Source organism: Tenacibaculum sp. AWR4_210 (assembly GCF_056160945.1).
Map to the genome: position 1 here is coordinate 70,006 of NZ_JBSWYF010000010.1, position 17,647 is coordinate 87,652.

At 39.4% G+C, this 17,647-nt stretch carries 10 protein-coding genes; 3 read left to right on the forward strand and 7 right to left on the reverse strand.

All coding sequences use genetic code 11. From position 1 onward, the window contains the following. The first annotated feature begins 202 nt into the window (after nt 1-202). Nucleotides 203-1,342, forward strand: a complete 1,140-nt coding sequence (locus tag ACXAG7_RS16745; RefSeq protein WP_476667532.1) for a hypothetical protein — start codon at nt 203-205, stop codon at nt 1,340-1,342. 598 nt (nt 1,343-1,940) lie between these two features. Here the strand turns inward: ACXAG7_RS16745 and ACXAG7_RS16750 are convergent. The 3 genes from ACXAG7_RS16750 to ACXAG7_RS16760 are packed head-to-tail and all read right to left on the reverse strand — an operon-like array spanning nt 1,941 to nt 4,490. Beyond that, entirely contained in the window at nt 1,941-2,609 is a 669-nt protein-coding gene (locus ACXAG7_RS16750) for a response regulator (RefSeq protein ID WP_408044703.1), read from the reverse strand. Between the two features lies 1 nt (nt 2,610). Beyond that, nucleotides 2,611-4,236 (reverse strand): tetratricopeptide repeat-containing sensor histidine kinase, encoded by a 1,626-nt coding sequence (locus ACXAG7_RS16755; protein WP_476667533.1) that lies wholly within the window; start codon nt 4,234-4,236, stop codon nt 2,611-2,613. A gap of 47 nt (nt 4,237-4,283) precedes the next feature. Next, nucleotides 4,284-4,490 carry a hypothetical protein gene (locus ACXAG7_RS16760; protein ID WP_476667534.1) on the reverse strand — a complete coding sequence of 69 codons (207 nt, stop codon included), beginning with the start codon at nt 4,488-4,490 and terminating at the stop codon, nt 4,284-4,286. Between the two features lie 325 nt (nt 4,491-4,815). Here ACXAG7_RS16760 and ACXAG7_RS16765 point away from each other — a divergent pair, with 325 nt between their 5' ends. Both ACXAG7_RS16765 and ACXAG7_RS16770 read left to right on the forward strand, forming a co-directional pair. Beyond that, nucleotides 4,816-5,538: a hypothetical protein gene (locus ACXAG7_RS16765; protein ID WP_408044706.1), complete on the forward strand. Its 723-nt coding sequence runs from the start codon at nt 4,816-4,818 to the stop codon at nt 5,536-5,538. Between the two features lie 270 nt (nt 5,539-5,808). After that, nucleotides 5,809-6,471 (forward strand): MIP/aquaporin family protein, encoded by a 663-nt coding sequence (locus tag ACXAG7_RS16770; RefSeq protein WP_476667535.1) that lies wholly within the window; start codon nt 5,809-5,811, stop codon nt 6,469-6,471. Between the two features lie 24 nt (nt 6,472-6,495). On the opposite strand, the gene ACXAG7_RS16775 is transcribed toward ACXAG7_RS16770, so the two are convergent. From ACXAG7_RS16775 to ACXAG7_RS16790, 4 genes are all read right to left on the reverse strand, one after another. Then, complete coding sequence (locus tag ACXAG7_RS16775; protein ID WP_476667536.1) at nt 6,496-6,927, reverse strand: carboxymuconolactone decarboxylase family protein; 432 nt, start codon at nt 6,925-6,927, stop codon at nt 6,496-6,498. A gap of 61 nt (nt 6,928-6,988) precedes the next feature. Beyond that, a complete protein-coding gene (locus ACXAG7_RS16780; protein WP_476667537.1) occupies nt 6,989-7,579 on the reverse strand; it encodes a Crp/Fnr family transcriptional regulator in 591 nt (196 codons plus the stop codon). 381 nt (nt 7,580-7,960) lie between these two features. Further along, nucleotides 7,961-8,527 (reverse strand): Crp/Fnr family transcriptional regulator, encoded by a 567-nt coding sequence (locus ACXAG7_RS16785; RefSeq protein WP_408044710.1) that lies wholly within the window; start codon nt 8,525-8,527, stop codon nt 7,961-7,963. 227 nt (nt 8,528-8,754) lie between these two features. Further along, nucleotides 8,755-17,640 carry a LamG-like jellyroll fold domain-containing protein gene (locus tag ACXAG7_RS16790; protein WP_476667538.1) on the reverse strand — a complete coding sequence of 2,962 codons (8,886 nt, stop codon included), beginning with the start codon at nt 17,638-17,640 and terminating at the stop codon, nt 8,755-8,757. Nucleotides 17,641-17,647 lie beyond the last annotated feature (7 nt).

Sequence of the window (17,647 nt, forward strand, 5' to 3'; positions counted from 1 at the left end):
CTATCCTTTCTCGTTTTCTAAAAATACTGTTATAATTTTCTATACCAATTCACAATTCTCATACCTAGCTCTTAACACAGGTTTATAAACAATGGTAAACTGGTAGGGTTTAACAATTAACTGATAGGGTTGCACTGGGGTAATATCTAATTCAACCGTTTATTGTACGAACAAAAAAACAACCCCTTAAACCCTCAAAATTATGTTTGACAAATTAGTACAAAAGAGTAGCTTAATTTTAGTGTTGTTACTCACGAGTATTTTTAATTCCTGTAACAGTAATGAAGTCACGGTTCCGATGGATCCTGCAAAAAACCAACTTATTACTCAACTCAAAAAACTGGTGGGCCCTAATGAAAAGGAACCTAACAAAGGAGAAGAAAACTTCGTCAGCAGTTGTATCACTACCTATAGCTGTTTTGAATATGTTTTCCCACTCAAAGTTACTAAGGGCAGTAGCACTGTAACCATGAACAGCGACGAAGAACTAGCGCTCTTTTACGCAAGTCTCAATCCAGGAGTTGTTTCCTATTTTGTATTCCCTATCCAAGTAAAGTACTTTGGAGGAAGCAGAGAAACTGCGGATATTAACAACTACAGTGAACTCAATGCTGCTTACGACAGCTGTAAGGAACGCATTTCATCGTGTTTTTATTTAAACTTCCCACTGCAACTAACCGACGGAAATTTGGTAAAATCCGTTGCTAACGAACCAGAAATGGGCTCTTTTTACCGAGAAATTCCAGACCCGACCAAAGTTGACTTTGTGTATCCAATGACCGTTACCTACACTACGACAAAACAAGTAATCAACGTTAAAAACGGTCAACAGTTTGACAATTTATACAAAGACTGCAGTCGCATTGCAAACTACGACTTTCTCGACAGCTTTCGCTGTTTTGAATTTCAGTTTCCTATAAATGCCTTGGAAGGAGGAAAGACGATTACAATGAATGATAAAGCGGCATTGCTAAAATACTTTAAAGGCTTAAACAAAACGAAAGAGCCTGCACTCCAATTTCCGATACAACTAAAAATGGCAGATAACAGTTTGCGCTATGTATACTCACAAAATAAACTAGAAGCCCTTTTCGACATGTGTTTTGATGCTACGATTGACAAGGACGATTGTTTTGTTTTGGAATACCCTATAACTGCAGATCTCAATCAACAATCAAAAAAATTAACTTCCGATACGGATCTTTTCAACTTGTTAGATGGCATTAAAGCAAACGATCGCTTTAACCTCACCTATCCTGTTCATTTCTCTTTAGGTGGAAAAACAGGCTTAACAATTAGCAATGACCAGGAATTCACAGCAATTCTCAGTCGTTGCAACTAGTGTTTTTTACTAATTGTTTTTCGAAGAAAGTCAGCTCCTTATCGGAGTTGGCTTTTTTAATTCCATTAAGTTGGATCGGAAATAGCGCTCAAGCAATTGGGAAAAAGCTAAGCTTCCTAAAAAATTCAGTTCGACGGTGATTTTCAAATAGCAACAAAATTAGCGGAGAACAATGTACCGAAGACCTTCCACAGAGAAGGCCTCGATACCGGTTGCTGTACTAATTCGTTTTTAGCCATTGTAGCAGTAGTAATTGATTTTTAATCAGACTCAACACTAAACAAATTACAAATCCTTTAGTCACGGTTGTTTGTACATCAATTTCCCTTTTTGAGTACCGTTGATATCGGCAGTTTTCACGGTGAAATTCCTACCCCTTTTCGGTGTGAAAACCGTATGTAATTGCACTAGCAAAACCAACAACAAATAATAGAATAACGAATAGTTTGCTAGGTGTAAAACTCTTGTACCAAATACACAATACACTAAAAACACTCAAACTTAACATTCTAAAAAATTAAAACCTTACGGTTTCCCGTAAGGCCATTAATTTTTTTTGTATAAATCGTTGAACTTTTAAAAAAATGAGAAATCTGATTCAGATAAATCCAGAATCTTTTGCTTTCGCTACGAGGTGAGCAGAATTGTTTGCTCTAAAAATATCTTTGAGCTTCGTCAAACGTTTCTCAATGGAGCTCAAGCTATTCGGACTGATATTATTTTTGGCAAAGTTTGCACTAATTTGAGTTTGGGAATGTCCTTTCGCCAATTGGTTTAACAATTGAATATCGTAATCATTAATATCATTACTCTCAGAACTTTTCAAGGCTTTTTCAACGGAGAACGACAAAAACGGTTCCTCACTACTATAGGCCTGATTTACTGCTCGTACTAAGTCTTTTAATCCATGACGTCCTTTACAAACATAACCACTTGCTTTATAGATATTGATAAATGTCCTCACCGGTTGTAATCGATCTTCGACGGAATACACAATAACGGGAATCGCAATTTCTTTTTCTCGTAGGGCCTTAACCAAATCCAATCCGGAGGTATAATACTGTACGCGATAATCATTCTTAAACGACAAATCTGTGATTAATAAATCGTAGGGTGTTCCATTGGCAATTGCTTTTTGTACCTTAAGATAAGCATCGTCACAATACTGTGCCTGATCGATATGCCGAACTCCCATTTCTTTGAGCGTAGCATAGACACCTTTATTGATATCATCCATATCCTCAGCAATCAAAACTTTCTTAAACATATCAAATAATAATTTTGCTAACAAATCCTTCTCGAGGCTCCGATTCAAAGGTAATACTTCCGCTAATAGAATGAATACGGTTTTCCGCATTTATCAATCCATTTTTTTTTGAAATATGACACCCAATACCATCATCTTTGTATTTAATTTCGATATGTTTCCCTGTATCTTTAAAGGCAATGACCACCAGTGAAGCCTCACTGTACTTTGCCATATTGGTAAGTAATTCTTTCAATACCCGGTACAGGACGTTCTTTTTTAAAAGGGGCAGCAGGTCCCAATTAATCATAGACAAATTCTTGGTAATTACTGAAATCTCATCGGTTTTATAACTGCTGAATAGGTCGTTTAAAATTTCGAGAAAATCCATATCCTCTTGAATCACGTAATTATCTCTTGAAATATCACGCGCTCTATTGTAAACCCCTTCTAAATCGTCTAAAATTTCATCGGTTACGGTACCTGCATACTGCATTTTATTCATGACCTGATAGAGATCATTAGCAATAACATCATGGACTGTTTTGGAAATTCGTCCTTCAGTTTCTATGATATTCTCGGCGAGATTTTTTTTGTGCTGTTGACGATAAAAAAAGTAGGATATTACGGCCAAGAAAAAAACCAAGACTCCTAAAGTCTGATATAAAATCCGTGCTTCTCGTTCCTCTGCAGCGATCTTTTTCTCCTTGTCTTTGTTGTATTTTAGGTAGGCAAAATTGACATTTTGCTTGCTTTTCAATGTAGACCTTCCTCTGATGAGCTCGGAATACTTTCTAGCAATTGAATCGGTACTCAAAGCTAAAATATTCTCAAGTGATCGAATCGTAAAATCGTCGTTATTATAATCACTTGCCACGGAGAGCCCGTTAAAAAACATTTCTTTTGCCTTAGCGGAATCACCATTTTTTAAATAGAAGTTCCCAAGGTTTTCATAGGAAGAATAGCGTTTCGATTTAAATATTTCATCGCCTCGCAACTCCAATGCTCGCAACAATTCTCTTTCTCCTTCTCCTTCGGTGAACCGCAATTTATAAAGGCCTAAATTATCCAATAAAAGGGAATAAGATCCCAAGTCTGTAGTATCGACTTTCTGCAAGGCTTTACTCATGTGAAGGAAGGCTTCACTTTTCTTTCCTTCTTCCCGATACACAGAGGCCAAATTGTTCAGAATAATACTGCTATCGGCTCCACCTGACGCGTATTTCAAAGCTGTATTGTAGTAGTTTTTTGCTTCGATATAACTGTTACGGCCTTTGGCAATTTTACCTAACTGGTTGTATAAACTTACTTTTAAGGTCTTGATGTAGGTACTTTCATCTTCGCTTTCCAATTGCTCCAGTCCCAACATAATCGTCTCTTCGGAATCGTCGAAATATCCTTGCATAAATTCAATTTCAGACTGATAAATAAGACACATTACCATGTAACGAATATCGTTTTCAGCTTCGGCCTTTTGGTACAAGGAATCAAAAAATCGGAAGGAATCTACCAAATCATTCTCGCCATGAGGATTTCCGACGAGTTTTTGATAATACGTAATAGTATCAGTTTCTACCTGTCCAAAAACCTGAACAAAACAAAGTAGAAAAAACAATAAATAGGGGAATGAAATTTTGCCTTTTTTCATTCCCCTAAAATACTAATTCCAAGATAGAGTGTTACTACTTTTAACAACTAATCTTTTGTTGGTTTATCAGGTGGTGGTGGAGGTAATATGGTACCATCACCGCTACAGCAATCCTCCTGTAATTCGGTTGTGCTTGCTTTTACTTCTTTGGTTAATTTAGTATCAGTTTGGGTTAATATTTCATCATTATCAGTACAAGAGATGAGCATTCCATTGAGGAAAACCGCAATCATTATTAGGGTTAATTTCTTCATTTTGTAATTGTAATTATTAGACAACTGTTTTTTTATCGAGCGTAACTCGAACTGTTTTTATGTGTTTGCGCACATTAATTAGGCCTTTTGGAAGTCTAGTAGGGAGAGAAAAACGTCTTGTACTTCCAAATTCAAGACACAAGTCCATCGCTACTAGTGGAGAAGTTACTAGCAATAAATTAGTAATATCGCTTCGTAAATTCCGGTACAAAGCAACAGCGATTACTCAAAGAAATCAGGAATTAAAAAGGAAACTAATGAGAAAGATTTAGGAAGTGTATTTCCCTGAATTTTCCCAAAACTTAACCATTTAAAACTTAATATTATGCACCAACAAATCGTTCAAGAAGCTTTTGCAAAAACTAAAGTAGAAGTAGAACAAGAATTAGGAACTCCTATTTCAAGAACCAAAACTTCACAGTACCTGTCCACCTATTTACTGGATGAATACAATGTGATTTACGGGGATAAGAGTTTACGAGAAGCCTTTAAGAAACCGAGTTGTATAAAGCGCCCCGAAGTACTGCGAGCTCTTTGCAATTATTTGGGGTACGAAAATTACAGCAGCTATCAGAAAACGCAGGTAGAAACTCACAACGTACACACGCATCACCGCATGGAAACAGCCAGTCCTATTTCAAAAGAAAAAAACAAACAACAAGTACATGAAAACCTAAGGCCGTTTCACAAACTCCGCAACAAGCTATCGGTTTACCAATCTTATGCAGCGGCAGTGAGTATGACTTTGGTTATTTGTTTGATTGCTATTTTATGGATTCGGAAAGATGCGTGGATGATGGAACAAGAAACTAATTTTAGAGATTTTCATTTTCCCGATAGCAAAATACTCACCAGTGATCGCTGCCTTAATTGCAACGATACTAATTTTGAACTGCGCTCTGGTACTACACAAATCCGTTACTACATAGTAATTAACGGAGCTGGTCAGCAACTTAATAGTTGGAATGCGAATTCCCAATTGCCGTTGTACCTCAATGAATTTCAATTTAAACAACTTGAGGTAACGCCTCAAAAAAAATATGCCTAGGCACAGCGAATACGATAGCATAATCCACAAGTTTTCAATGAAATAATACCATTACTTTACTAAAGCATCTTTAATCCCCCATAAAATATCTAGCTCCTACCCCTAACTTTACTCGTAATTCTTCATGCAATTCCCCCAAATTAAGTCTCCCGAAATGTATCTTCCAAAACGCGTTCAAAACTCCGATCCATATTCATAAAATATTGAACTTTTAACAGCTACTCCCGTGTAGAAGTCCTGTTACTTTTGTCAAAAAAATAATTCTATTTTATGACAAAATACCTCGCTGAATTTATCGGAAGCTTCTTATTGGTCTTTATCGGAACTGGTGCTGCCATTATAAACACCACCCACGAAAATGTGTTAGGGCTCCAAGGAGTTGCTGCCGTTTTTGGACTGACTGTTTTTTTTCTAGTGTATCTTTTAGGACCGCTATCAGGTGCACACCTCAACCCTGCAGTGAGCATCGCAAATTGTGTTCGAGGACTACTAGCACCGAGTACAACATGCTTTTATATCCTTGTACAGTTCCTTGGAGCCTTGCTTGCCAGTAGTGTATTATACCTGCTATTTCCGACCGCTCCTCACTTAGGAGAAACCCTACCCACGGCAGGGATCACAATTAGTTTTATTTTCGAATTTTTAGTGACCTCACTACTCTTTGCTGTATTGATCGCTTCGGAACGCACTAAAGAAAATTTAGTTACCACGAGCTTACTCCTCGGACTACTCGTTTATTTGGGAGTTGTGGTTGCAGGTCCCTTGAGTGGAGGCTCATTCAATCCTGCTCGAAGTATTGGTCCAGCTCTGGTGTCAGGGAATTACAATGGAATTTGGATTTATTGTACAGCTCCAATAGCAGGAGCTACCCTAGTAGCGCTTGTCTATAAGTTAAACCGGCACCTCCATCATAACTCAAAAATCACCGCCTAATACCAGACGGTGATTTTTGCATTGTTAGTGAAGCTTGGTGGCAATAGCTATTCTGTTCCAAGCATTGATTACAGTTATGGTCATGATGGCAGCAATGAGTTTTTGTTCTCCCAACAGTTCCAAAGCCTTTTCGTAGGACTCCTCCCGAATTCCTTCATCACTCAAGGTGGTCATTTCTTCGGTCAACAATAGCAGTATTCGTTCTTCATCAGAAAAAACACTTGCCTTTCGCCAGGCAACCACTTGGTGCAAACGCTGCTCGGATTCTCCGGCCCTGACCGCCTCATGAACATGCATTTGTATGCAATACAAACAGCCGTTTATTTGAGAAGCTCTCAGTTTAACTAAAGAAACTTCTCTTTTACTTAAGGCACTCTGCGCAATCCACTGTTCCAAGGTTAACATTCCCTGTAAGGCTTCTGGTTGCTCTTGATAAATATTTAATCGCTGATTCATAAAAACTGATTTTACTTTCAACAAAACTATTGGAAGTAGTGCTCAATTTTCTTAAGCTGGTTTAAGAACGGATTTTTGCTCTCAGCTCACTTATGTATTCGGGGGTTACCCCTAAAAAAGACGCGAGTAGGTACTGAGGCACTCGTTGTTCAAATTCAGGGTATTGTGCGATAAAATATCGGTACCGTTCTTCTTTTGTGTAGGCGTATTGGTACTTCATTCGCAGCAAAGAAGCTCCGTAAGCAATCTCGAACACTTTTCTGAAATAATGATTCCAATCACTGTACGTTTCCAGCAAGCGGTCATAGTTTTCTTTAGAAATACACAGAACCGTCACCGGAGTTACGGCTTGGATACTAAAATCGGCAGATCGATTTTTTACAAAGGCCATAACATCGGTTAACCACCAATTCTCTATAGCCATTTGCACTGTTTGCTTGCTACCTTTTTCAGATTCAAAATACATGTGTAGACAGCCCGAACTGACAAAAAAAAGTGGAAATTTTCGTTCTCTAGCACTCATGAGCAATTCCTTTTTTTTAAACATTTTCAGTTCAAAAAACGCTGAATACTCTATGGATTTCCCGCTCCAATCTGCTTTTCCAACTACCGACTCAACATGTTTTTTTAGGAGTGACATTTCTTTTCGCATAGTGCTAAAATAGTGAATTATTTTCCTGTACTTACCTCAATCTGTTTCCTCAGAAAACGCGATCTCTACCCTTTCAATACAGTACCATCGCCTCCCGGTTCTCGCATTGTCACTATTCGCTTTACGCTATAATGGAACCACAATACAAGATGGAAAAGGGGGATCGGGAGGGATAGTGCTGTCATTAAGCAATAATTCAAGGGAAGTTCATTCGCTCTTGTCATCATAAAAAGTATAACTTTATGAAAAGTCAATTCTTTTTAATCTTTTAGTTTCGCTAAAAAGTATTACAAACATTTTTAAAATCAACAATCTACCGAAACACTAACCTTAATTTCGGCAAATATCTACAGAAAAACGCAACCCAAAATTGACTTGAAGTCAAGAAATGACCTGCTTTCGAATTCTACTCAAGGTTTCGGGTAAAATTCCTAGATAATTGGCAATTTTTTTAAGTGGAATCTTTTCCAATACTAAGGGATTGTTGGAAATCAAATCGAGGTACATCTCTTTTTTTGACTTCGTCAGAAAATCTTGTTCTCGTTGCACGGTTCTCAAAAAATTCTTTTCGAGTTCTATTCTTCCTATTTTATTCACCAGCAAAGAATGTTCGCAGGCCTTTTGGTATGCATCAAAAGTAAACTCCTCATATAGGCAATTCGAAATTGCAGTACACTGAATCACGGACGGGATTTTTGATAATGCTGCAACATAAGACCCAAAAAAAGAATTGGCAAACTGAAACAACATGGTTTTCTCATCCTCACCAGAAGCTAGCACTTTTATCTCCACAATTCCTTCGTTTAAAAAGTAAAATTTTGTTGGAACCTTACCATACGGAAGGATGACTGTTCCCTTTTTTACTTGTCGTTTCCTAACCTCAAAAGGATAGGTCTTATCCGTAAAATCTTTTTGGTAAAATTCAACGATATACTCTCGTAAGTTCATAGGTTGTCGTTAGATTCTTTTTCGCGCAATACTACTCTGTAGTCACCGCTATTTCTTTTCTGATGGTGTAGTCAAAAGCCCTTGGTATACAAGGGCTGTATTCATTTTCAAATTTAGGAAATAGCAAAGAAGCCTACAAGCAGTATTCCTTATATATCCATCAAAAAAAGAGCCGCTCTCGTGAGCGACTCCTTTCCTTTACTTATAAACAAGTAATGCTGGTTTACTTACTTCACTAACAGCTTTTTCGAAATTTGTTTCGTTGCTGTGGTCAGTTTGTAAATGTACATTCCTGGCTTTATCGAAACGCTCGCATCCCTACTATTCCATTGGATTTGATGCCAGGTATTTGCTTCTACAACTCCTGAATGCAGTGTTTGTACTTTTTGCCCTAGCAAATTATAAACACTTAGATCTACCCATTCAGCCTTGGCAACACTAAATCGGATACGCGTAGTGGTGCTCATTGGGTTTGGCTCGTTTTGCAGCAAATTGTATCCCAAATTCAGCGCTGTCGCTTCGTTGGTATCGCCTTTTTCTCGATGCTGCCATACAAACGGGTTCACAACACTTCCTTTAGCACCAACTTTAAAAGGAATACGATTTTCTAGTGGAACCACTTGTTCTCCATCAAAGAGTTTAAAACTCAGTTCCTCAGCAGCTACGCCTCCAATTCCGATATAATAGTACCATTGGTCATCAATGCGTACGGGCTTGGCAACTCCTCGTACTTCTTTTCCTACAAAAGCAGCTATGAGATACTCTTTATCTGTATCAAGTACTTCTGAATCCAATTGACCAACCACATACATAAATCGCGGATATGCCTGCTCATCTACTTGCCATTGCAGTGATTTTGCCCATGATATACGTTCCTTATCAGTACTTGGAGTTTCAGCATTTGGAATCCTGTTTCCTGCCCTTGAGGCTATTCCACTGTAATTGAGCACTCCTGGATTTTTCGCTGTATACAAATACCCTAAATTCGGGGTCAAATGCGTTAAACTTCCTTTCCAACCTTCAGGCGTATATACCGCGTGAAGCGTACGTCGCTCTATGCGATCACCAATACTCACGGTGGTAGCATTTAGAGAACTCAAAGCAATCGGAATCGTTTGTAACGAATTTGGATAATACGGGATACTCATTTGGGCATTCCCTCCAGCAATTGCAATATCAGTTGTAAGCGGAACTTTTACTCCCTCAACCGTTATAAACTTAATTTTAGCAGAGGTCAACCTAACAATATACGCTTTTCGAACGTCTAAGAGATCAGTAGCGTCGGGCTTGCGAATCAAACGACCACGAGCATCCGCTTCAGCAAGCAACTTAAAATCGTCCGCTCGATATAGTTGATCTCCGGCTCCCAAACCTTTTATCGCACTTAATGACAGCGCATATCCACTCGCATTGTCACGGAGGTTAAAACTCACTTCCTGATACCCTGAAGACAGGGAAATTCTTCTCGAAAGTTTCGACCCCACAGTTAAGGTCACTGGGGTTAAGTTTCCTAATACCTTGCGAATTTGATAGGTATATCGTTCAACCACTCCACTGTATTCAGTACATTCTGAGGCGTCCCAAACTTTAAAGGTCAATGCTCCAGTTTCTACGGCGCTTCCGTAAATTGCCAATCGAACAAGACCATCGTCTCCCACGGTTGCCTGACCTCGATATTGTCCGTCTTTGTATACGGCAACTATATCATTACTATCCAGTGACTGGGTTCCGTTTATCATTAATTTCGCGTTTAAGCTCATATTCCCAATAAATGATCCTTGATTAAAATCACCGGCAAAGTCAGGAGTTGCACAAGCCACCTCTACTTTCAGATTAAACGATTCAATTCCGATGGTAGTATCAACTTCTCCAATAGTTTGAATCACCTCGGCATAGACATCCGTTTCATGAATTCCTGGATTTAAGTACGGCGCTACGGTAAAGCTCAGATCCGACGCTACAAAACCTGCTCTTAAGGTCAGAAAAGTATTTGGTGCAACCTTCTTACCGTTTTTTTGAATTGTTAACCAGGATGGAATTTGTTTAAAGCGGTATTTGATATCCGAGCCTCCCTTCGAATTGTCGAAATTCACATGATCAATCGTAGATGCCACTCCTTGGGTTTGCTTAACACTTACATTATTGGTACTCCATTTAATCGTGTTCTTGTTGACTATAAACGACCATGCTTTTGCCGAAACTTTGTTTCCAAAGGGATCTTCTAAACGATTGCCGAGTACCATTGCCGTCAGCTTTGCTCCCTCTACAAAAGAAGCGTCGAGCACTGGCTTAATATGTACTTTTGTATCTCCGTTCGAAACGAGAATTTGAAACTGTACGTTTTTGGCAATTTTAGTTACATCTAACGGAGCAGCATTCCCCACTCCTCGTGTAAAACTCAATCCAGCTGCCGTAGTTCCTGTGGCATTTCCAGTATAATCTCGGATCGCTTCATCAGGTCGCGCTCCAACACCTTTTAAGGCATTGTTATCAAAGGCAAAATACGCCTTTAACTCCAATTCATTTCCAACGAGTTGTTTGTCCATGTGTTTTACCAACTCCGGAACTTCGCGCTCTTTGGTCCAAATTTTAAGTTCGTCAATACTTCCGATAAAAGATTGTCCGCCCTCTTCTTTGGCAATCCAAAGTGCTTCATCGTTCGCTGTAACCGATGGTAATTGCCCGCCACCTACTGAAACGCCATTATAATATATTTTCAGATCACCGACCGTATTTCTAGTTACAGCTACATGGGTCCATTGTGCCGATTTTAGTGCTTTTCCTGCACGGATTGTCTTGTTAACCACAAGAGTTCCATCCGATGCAATTGCTAACTCATAGTTCGTTCCCTTCTTCAAAATCGTCGCAGTGCCAGCCGTTGGTAAGGCCTTAGGTTTTAACCACATTTCGATGGTAAATGGTTGTCGCTCTGCAATTGAAAGTTCAGGTATGTGTGGAACTTTTACAAAATCAGCTTTGGTATCAAAATCTGCTGCAATCAAATCTTTCGGTAATCCACCCAAAATTCCACGAAGTGAAAAACTGCTATTGACCGCTGTTTGCGGGTTAATGGCACGGTTAAATACTGCCGTAATCTCTCCTGCTGTTAGCACCCCTCCATTTACTGGATTGGTTTGAATAACTACCGGTGCAGTTCGTCTGATATTTCCATTAACAAAAGTCGTTGGATTACTGCTATTTGCAGGTAAATTCGCTCCACCATCATCACATTTCGGAGCAATTCTGAAGCGGTAGGCTCCGTCAGACAGCCCAGAAATATCAGCTAAATACGTAATAAAACCGGTATCCTTATCCATATTAGCCTTGAGTTCTTGCATAGACAATACTTTTAGCTTTTTCACATCATCGTCATTCCCAGGAAGTGTATACTGAAGTTCCACCTTAAAATTATCGTCGAGCTTTTTGGCCACTAACTCCGGAATGCGGAATCGAAATTTTAACTTGTTATTCTTCGTATTATTTACAACCCAGTTGTTACCAGGGGCCGTCGTTTCTATTTTATTCACACAAGCACCTGTAAAATGTGCCGTTACCGGAATTACGTGAACAGGTTTAATACCTATCTCAGCATATTCATCAACACGGTACGATTCGTAATCATCTTTTTCACAATCTGCCCATATTTTAATTTTGATATCCTTATACGATATGGTTTCCGGTTCTCCTTCTCCTCGTTTGATTTTTAAGATGGCCTTTACCTCTTTTTTCACACCAGTATCTGATCCTTTCACAGGTTCAAAACTAATGGTAGAAGCGGTGGTTGGCTCAAAAATAGGCGATTCGTTCAGGAATACTTGTGCTCGTTGATTTGACGACCCCACCATTCCGACATAATAGGTCTTTTTTGTATCGTCACGAGCCGTTTGAGTATTTCTCAAGGTCAATTCGTATTCAATTACGCCATCACCTGCTTTGTACTTCACATTATTATCAATGGCAATCTCCACACCCACTCGTGAAGCAGTTCCGGATTCAAACGGACACATACTCTTTCCTGCCACCGTATAGAAATACGGCGTATCATAGGTTTTATCACGACCGATACGAACGCTAAAATGATCTCCTGCGTCAGCATCAGCTAGGGTAAACTTATCCACACGACTGTTGGAATGCTCTGAACTACTACTACCTTCAATGAGCCCTGAGATTTCCAAATCTGTTTGTAAGCTAAAGGCAACACCTGCGAGATTCAAATCCTTACTAAAGGTTTTGCCACCTCCAATGGTAGCGCCTCCTGAGTTACCACTTCCTTGACTTTTGGATCTTTCAAGGCTATACGTGGTGCTCGCACCTCCACTAAACGAAATTTGATTATCCAATTGAGTAACACTTGATTTGCGATCGTTTCCGACGGTTTTCAAGTCGGAAGTAGTATTCTCAAAAGTAGTCGTTTTGTTTGTTAGATAGGCGAGTTTTTCGGCACGTGTCTTGCGTTTTACAATACCTTCCCAGCTTTCAATCTGATAAACGTAATTGAGCAGTTTTTTATCGATATTTTTATCCTCTTTATTAATTTTAAATCCGGCTATTATCTCCTTACGCTCCATATTTTCACGCTTTTTCTTGGCATCTGCTGTAGGAGGGAACAACTCATCGTGTTTTTTTATCAATAACACTCTCAAGTCTTTTAATAAATTGTCTTCGATATCTTGACGTGTATAAACAAATGGTGTAAAATTGTCTGCTGACATAATTTTTTTATCCGTTAACACTCTTGGAACACAATCGTTTCCTACCTCTAGAGTTTTACCGGTACCAAAGGTCAACACCCTTGAAACTCCGACAAAAACATCGGCATCTTCACCTGTATAGGTAGTTCCATCAGAAGTACTAATTTCTTGTGTTAAAGCCATGTTCAAACTATTTTGACTGGTATGTCTGTAGGTAAAACCGGCTTTAATCTTCCCTGTAAATTTTGCTTCTGACTCTACTGCTGTATAGATAATTCCCTGTCCTGCTCCTACACCTAAAGGTGCTGCAATTGCCAAGGTTACAAATTGGTTTGAAATATCAGAACCCAGGGTTATCGAAGTATCTGTACTGATATCTTTTCCTCCAACAACCGATTTAGAAAAACTGTAATTCGCTCCTCTACTCAAGGTTGCTGAACTGTTACTTCCCGGAGGATCGTACAACACCATTCCTACCGTTGGATCTAGCAGTGTAAAATCTTGATTTCCTCTACGTGCTCCAGTGACATAAGCGGCAACATTGGTCGTCAAAGTCCTTCCTTTATGATTCACCGTCAAGGCAAGGTTACGCTGATAATTTCCGCTAAAATTTGGTGATCCTACAGAAGTCAAGAACGACTTTACCCCTGTTTTCTCTGAAAGTCCTTCGGTTCTTCGAATGATCATATCACCCGATAAATTTACCGTCGCATTTGCTACTGGACAAGTACTCCCCGAATAAGATTCAAACACATTTACTTTGGCTAAAATGGATTGTCCTGCTACCAATTTATACACCTTAGCACCCGTTCCACAGGTCGGAGTAATTTTAGCTTTTTGGAAAGCCGCGATACGAGCTTGTTGGTCTTTCATCTCATCAATCTCATCAAACTCTTTTTTGGTAAGACTGTACAACTCAACAGAAGCCTGTAGTTGATTTCTGTACAGAAAATCATAAGAGCTGTTCTGCGTTCTCATATCAATTACCGCCGACTTGATAACATCAGCAGTACCTTTGCGGGTAAGGGTAACACTGTATTGCCCCGGTACTAAATCGTGTACCGTAAACATATTTTTCTCCACATTAAAATTACTGGCTGTAATTTTCTTTTGGTACTTTGGAAAAGCCACATCGGTACGCTCGATAATTCCTTCCCAATCTCCAACATTATTATTACAAGGGATGACAATATTACCGACAAACGTTCGACGGGTAGTATTCTCAAAGTTTATGTTGAGCGCTGGCTCTAGCAAATTAAATAAATACACCTTATCGTTGGCCGGATTGACCAGTGCTTTTGCATCGCCCTCCTTATAGGCACGATACTCAAACTCAAACTTTCGGAGATACTTAGAACTACTCGCATTATTGAACTGTGCCCCTTGATGTAATGTCAGATAATTGTTTGTTCTTCCCGTCAAGGTAGGTGCTAAATTCACGGCCCTATTTCCTTCCGTATGCTCAAAACGGTATGAGAGTAGCAACGACTGTTGGTCTTTTTTAACCACACTACCATTCTTGATATTTCCTAACTCATCAACGGTATAGTGCTCAGATCGGTACTCTATTATATCCATATTAGCACGTGCATACTTTGAATAATCGGCTGCTGTCTTGGTAGCTCCTAACACAACTTTTGCTGAAGTATCTCGGATATTTAGGCTTGTATTTTGATAATCTGTATTTACCAAGAAACCGAGATTATTAGTGGTTCCGTTATACGTCAACGCAAAAAATCGATACTGTCCATCATTGTCTATCACCGTTGTCAGCAATTCAGTACCATCGTGCATCACAACGAGCTTCGGACGTTTTTCCATCCTCAACTCTAAGCGTAACTTCCCCCAATGTAATACCGTTTGAACTTTTCTTTCTACAGGCTTTTTATCGTCAATCACAACATCGGCTTTGACAAACCCCGACCATACAAAACCGTTTTGCTTAGCACGGGCATACTCCACTGCTTCAAATGATTGTGCATATCCATCCGATTTAAAATCGAGACTGATGCGATCCGTTCCCAAATTGGCCTTGTCTAACTGAGGTTGTCCAATGCTCACTTCGTATCTACCCGGAGCGCCTGATACTTTATACACACCTTGATTGTTGGTGCGCACTAAAGAATTCTTTTCACTACTATTTACAACCTTCCCGTTTAATTTTACTGTAGTATTCTGAACGGTTGGAAATTCAACGGGCTTTGCCTGTCCTTCCACTTGGGCTAAATACATAACTTTCCCCGTTATATCGTACTGTGAGATATTCGTAAAAAGTGTAGCACTTGGCTCGGCTGGATTCAGGGTTCTCGGAATATCTCTAGCTGTTAATTTGGGTGAAAACTCATTGTTTGGCTTAGAAGGTATTATATTATACGCAATTGCATTAGATGCTGCTCCTGCCGACTGATTACCAATATTTAAACTAGTAAAACGATACCCTCCTTTTGCGTCTGTGTATACACCGTAAACAATAGGCGTTTTTTTCTTACCTCCTTTTTCTTGCTTCCATACAAAAGGTTGTTCTGCTGGTTTTAACTTCGTCAATGATTTTCCAGCAAATTTCCCTACCGTTCTCAAGGCTTGATTGTACACCCCATGAGGATCGTTTAAATCAAAGCGATAATACAGTGCTAAATCAGTGCTCGTAGTATTTCCGAGTACTAACTTGTAATTGTTAAAAATTTGCTCCGTCGTTCTTGCCACATCCCAAAAACGTACCTCATCAAATTCATAAGACGTACTGGCTTTCGCATTAAAGTAAAACTCAGGATCTCTACTTAAATCATTCACCAATGGAACCTTAGTTACGGCATTAGGCACTATCGGTTCCTTTTTATTTAAAGGTTGTTTCTTACCTCCATCTATATACAGGGCTCCTCCTTTCTTCGTAAGTACAAAAGCAAAATGGTGCCATTCCGTATCATTAGGTTTTGCAGCACTGAGATAGGTTTGCTCACCTCCCGCTGTTGCCACTAAGCTTACGGTCGAGTTATTTACACGAACTTCACTATCTGCAATTTTTAATACGGTATTTGTTCCGGTAGCATTACTAGCATTGCGATACCAAAATTCAATACTCACAGCACCACTACTTCTACTCAAACGGGTACTGTTTTCTATGACTATGGGACTTGCTCCTTTTTCAAATCGCAAACTATGTCCAGGTACAGCACCTGTAGATAAGGCTGCAGTAACCAATGCTCCTTCAGTAGCTATGCGTTCGCTACTCGCTATGGCTCCTTTGACAATCCCATTTGAGAACACAAAACCATTGGCTTGACCAGGTTTACTTCCTGGTACTCCTTCGGCCGCCACTTCATAGGTGTAAATTTCGTTCGGCAATATTCCGCGGTCGTTTCGATACTTCAAATAGCTCGAAACTCCTTCTTGTGAATTCGGTACATAACTATCTACAGTGGTAAACTTATCCAACGGATTATTTGCTTGTTTTCTGCGAATAATATAACGAGTAGCTCCTTTAATATGCGGCCACTTTAATTCGATATAATTTGTATTCCCTTTCATTGCATCACCTATGGATGCACTCAGCATGACATCTTTTAAACTGTAAATTGGATGATCGGTATCAGTGCGCAGTTGAGCGAGCTCAATTTCTTGCTTATTGCTGAATCTCACTTTACTCGTTACGTTTCCATACGCGGGTTTACTTTTATCAGCCACTCCTGACGATAGCATGTTATACCACAATAATCTTTCCGTTGGCGAGTAGGTGAGTTTTTCTTCCTTTTGCTTATTTCCGGCATAGGCAACCACCAGCCCGCCTAAATTCAAATTTTTTAAATTTGATATGCTCTCATTAGCGATGGTTACAAAGCGTTCTCTTTTTATTTCAGCAGGTGTTCGCAAGCGATTCCAAGCTCTAAACTCAGCCATGGAAACACGATCACCAGCAATGGCGCTGAAATACAATAGCTGTGGTGAAAAATTAGCAGGGTAGCTTAAATTTTTAATCAGCTCTCCATCTACATAAATCGCCATTCGCTGTCTCTTTTGATCAATTGCCAATGCAATATGATGCCAGGCATTATTCCAAAAGCGCTCTTGCTTTCCTAAGGTTAGTTCTGTTTGTGTACCGGCAATATTGATAAACATTCGCTTATCGGTTCCCATAATACGGAATCGATTTGCTCCTAGCTTTAAATTTGAAAAGCGCCAATATCCGTCTTCTGGTACCGTTCTTCCATCAGCCTTCATCAACCAAAACTCAACTGTAGCCTTACCTTGTTCTCCCGTATTTATCAGTTGATCCGTCAACTTCGTTCCGGTATTGAAATGAGAATTGTACTCATGAGCCCCTGTCAATATAAATACAGGGGGATGTTCTTGTGCTTGCACGGCTATACTCCCTAAAAAAAAGGCGTATAGCAGTACTAATTTATACTTTATAAACTGTAATTTCATTCCTCAA

Coding starts and splice junctions, on each gene's coding strand:
- ACXAG7_RS16745 (WP_476667532.1), top strand. CDS start 203: ATGTTTGACAAATTAGTACAAAAGAGTAGCTTAATTTTAGTGTTGTTA.
- ACXAG7_RS16750 (WP_408044703.1), bottom strand. CDS start 2,609: ATGTTTAAGAAAGTTTTGATTGCTGAGGATATGGATGATATCAATAAA.
- ACXAG7_RS16755 (WP_476667533.1), bottom strand. CDS start 4,236: ATGAAAAAAGGCAAAATTTCATTCCCCTATTTATTGTTTTTTCTACTT.
- ACXAG7_RS16760 (WP_476667534.1), bottom strand. CDS start 4,490: ATGAAGAAATTAACCCTAATAATGATTGCGGTTTTCCTCAATGGAATG.
- ACXAG7_RS16765 (WP_408044706.1), top strand. CDS start 4,816: ATGCACCAACAAATCGTTCAAGAAGCTTTTGCAAAAACTAAAGTAGAA.
- ACXAG7_RS16770 (WP_476667535.1), top strand. CDS start 5,809: ATGACAAAATACCTCGCTGAATTTATCGGAAGCTTCTTATTGGTCTTT.
- ACXAG7_RS16775 (WP_476667536.1), bottom strand. CDS start 6,927: ATGAATCAGCGATTAAATATTTATCAAGAGCAACCAGAAGCCTTACAG.
- ACXAG7_RS16780 (WP_476667537.1), bottom strand. CDS start 7,579: ATGCGAAAAGAAATGTCACTCCTAAAAAAACATGTTGAGTCGGTAGTT.
- ACXAG7_RS16785 (WP_408044710.1), bottom strand. CDS start 8,527: ATGAACTTACGAGAGTATATCGTTGAATTTTACCAAAAAGATTTTACG.
- ACXAG7_RS16790 (WP_476667538.1), bottom strand. CDS start 17,640: ATGAAATTACAGTTTATAAAGTATAAATTAGTACTGCTATACGCCTTT.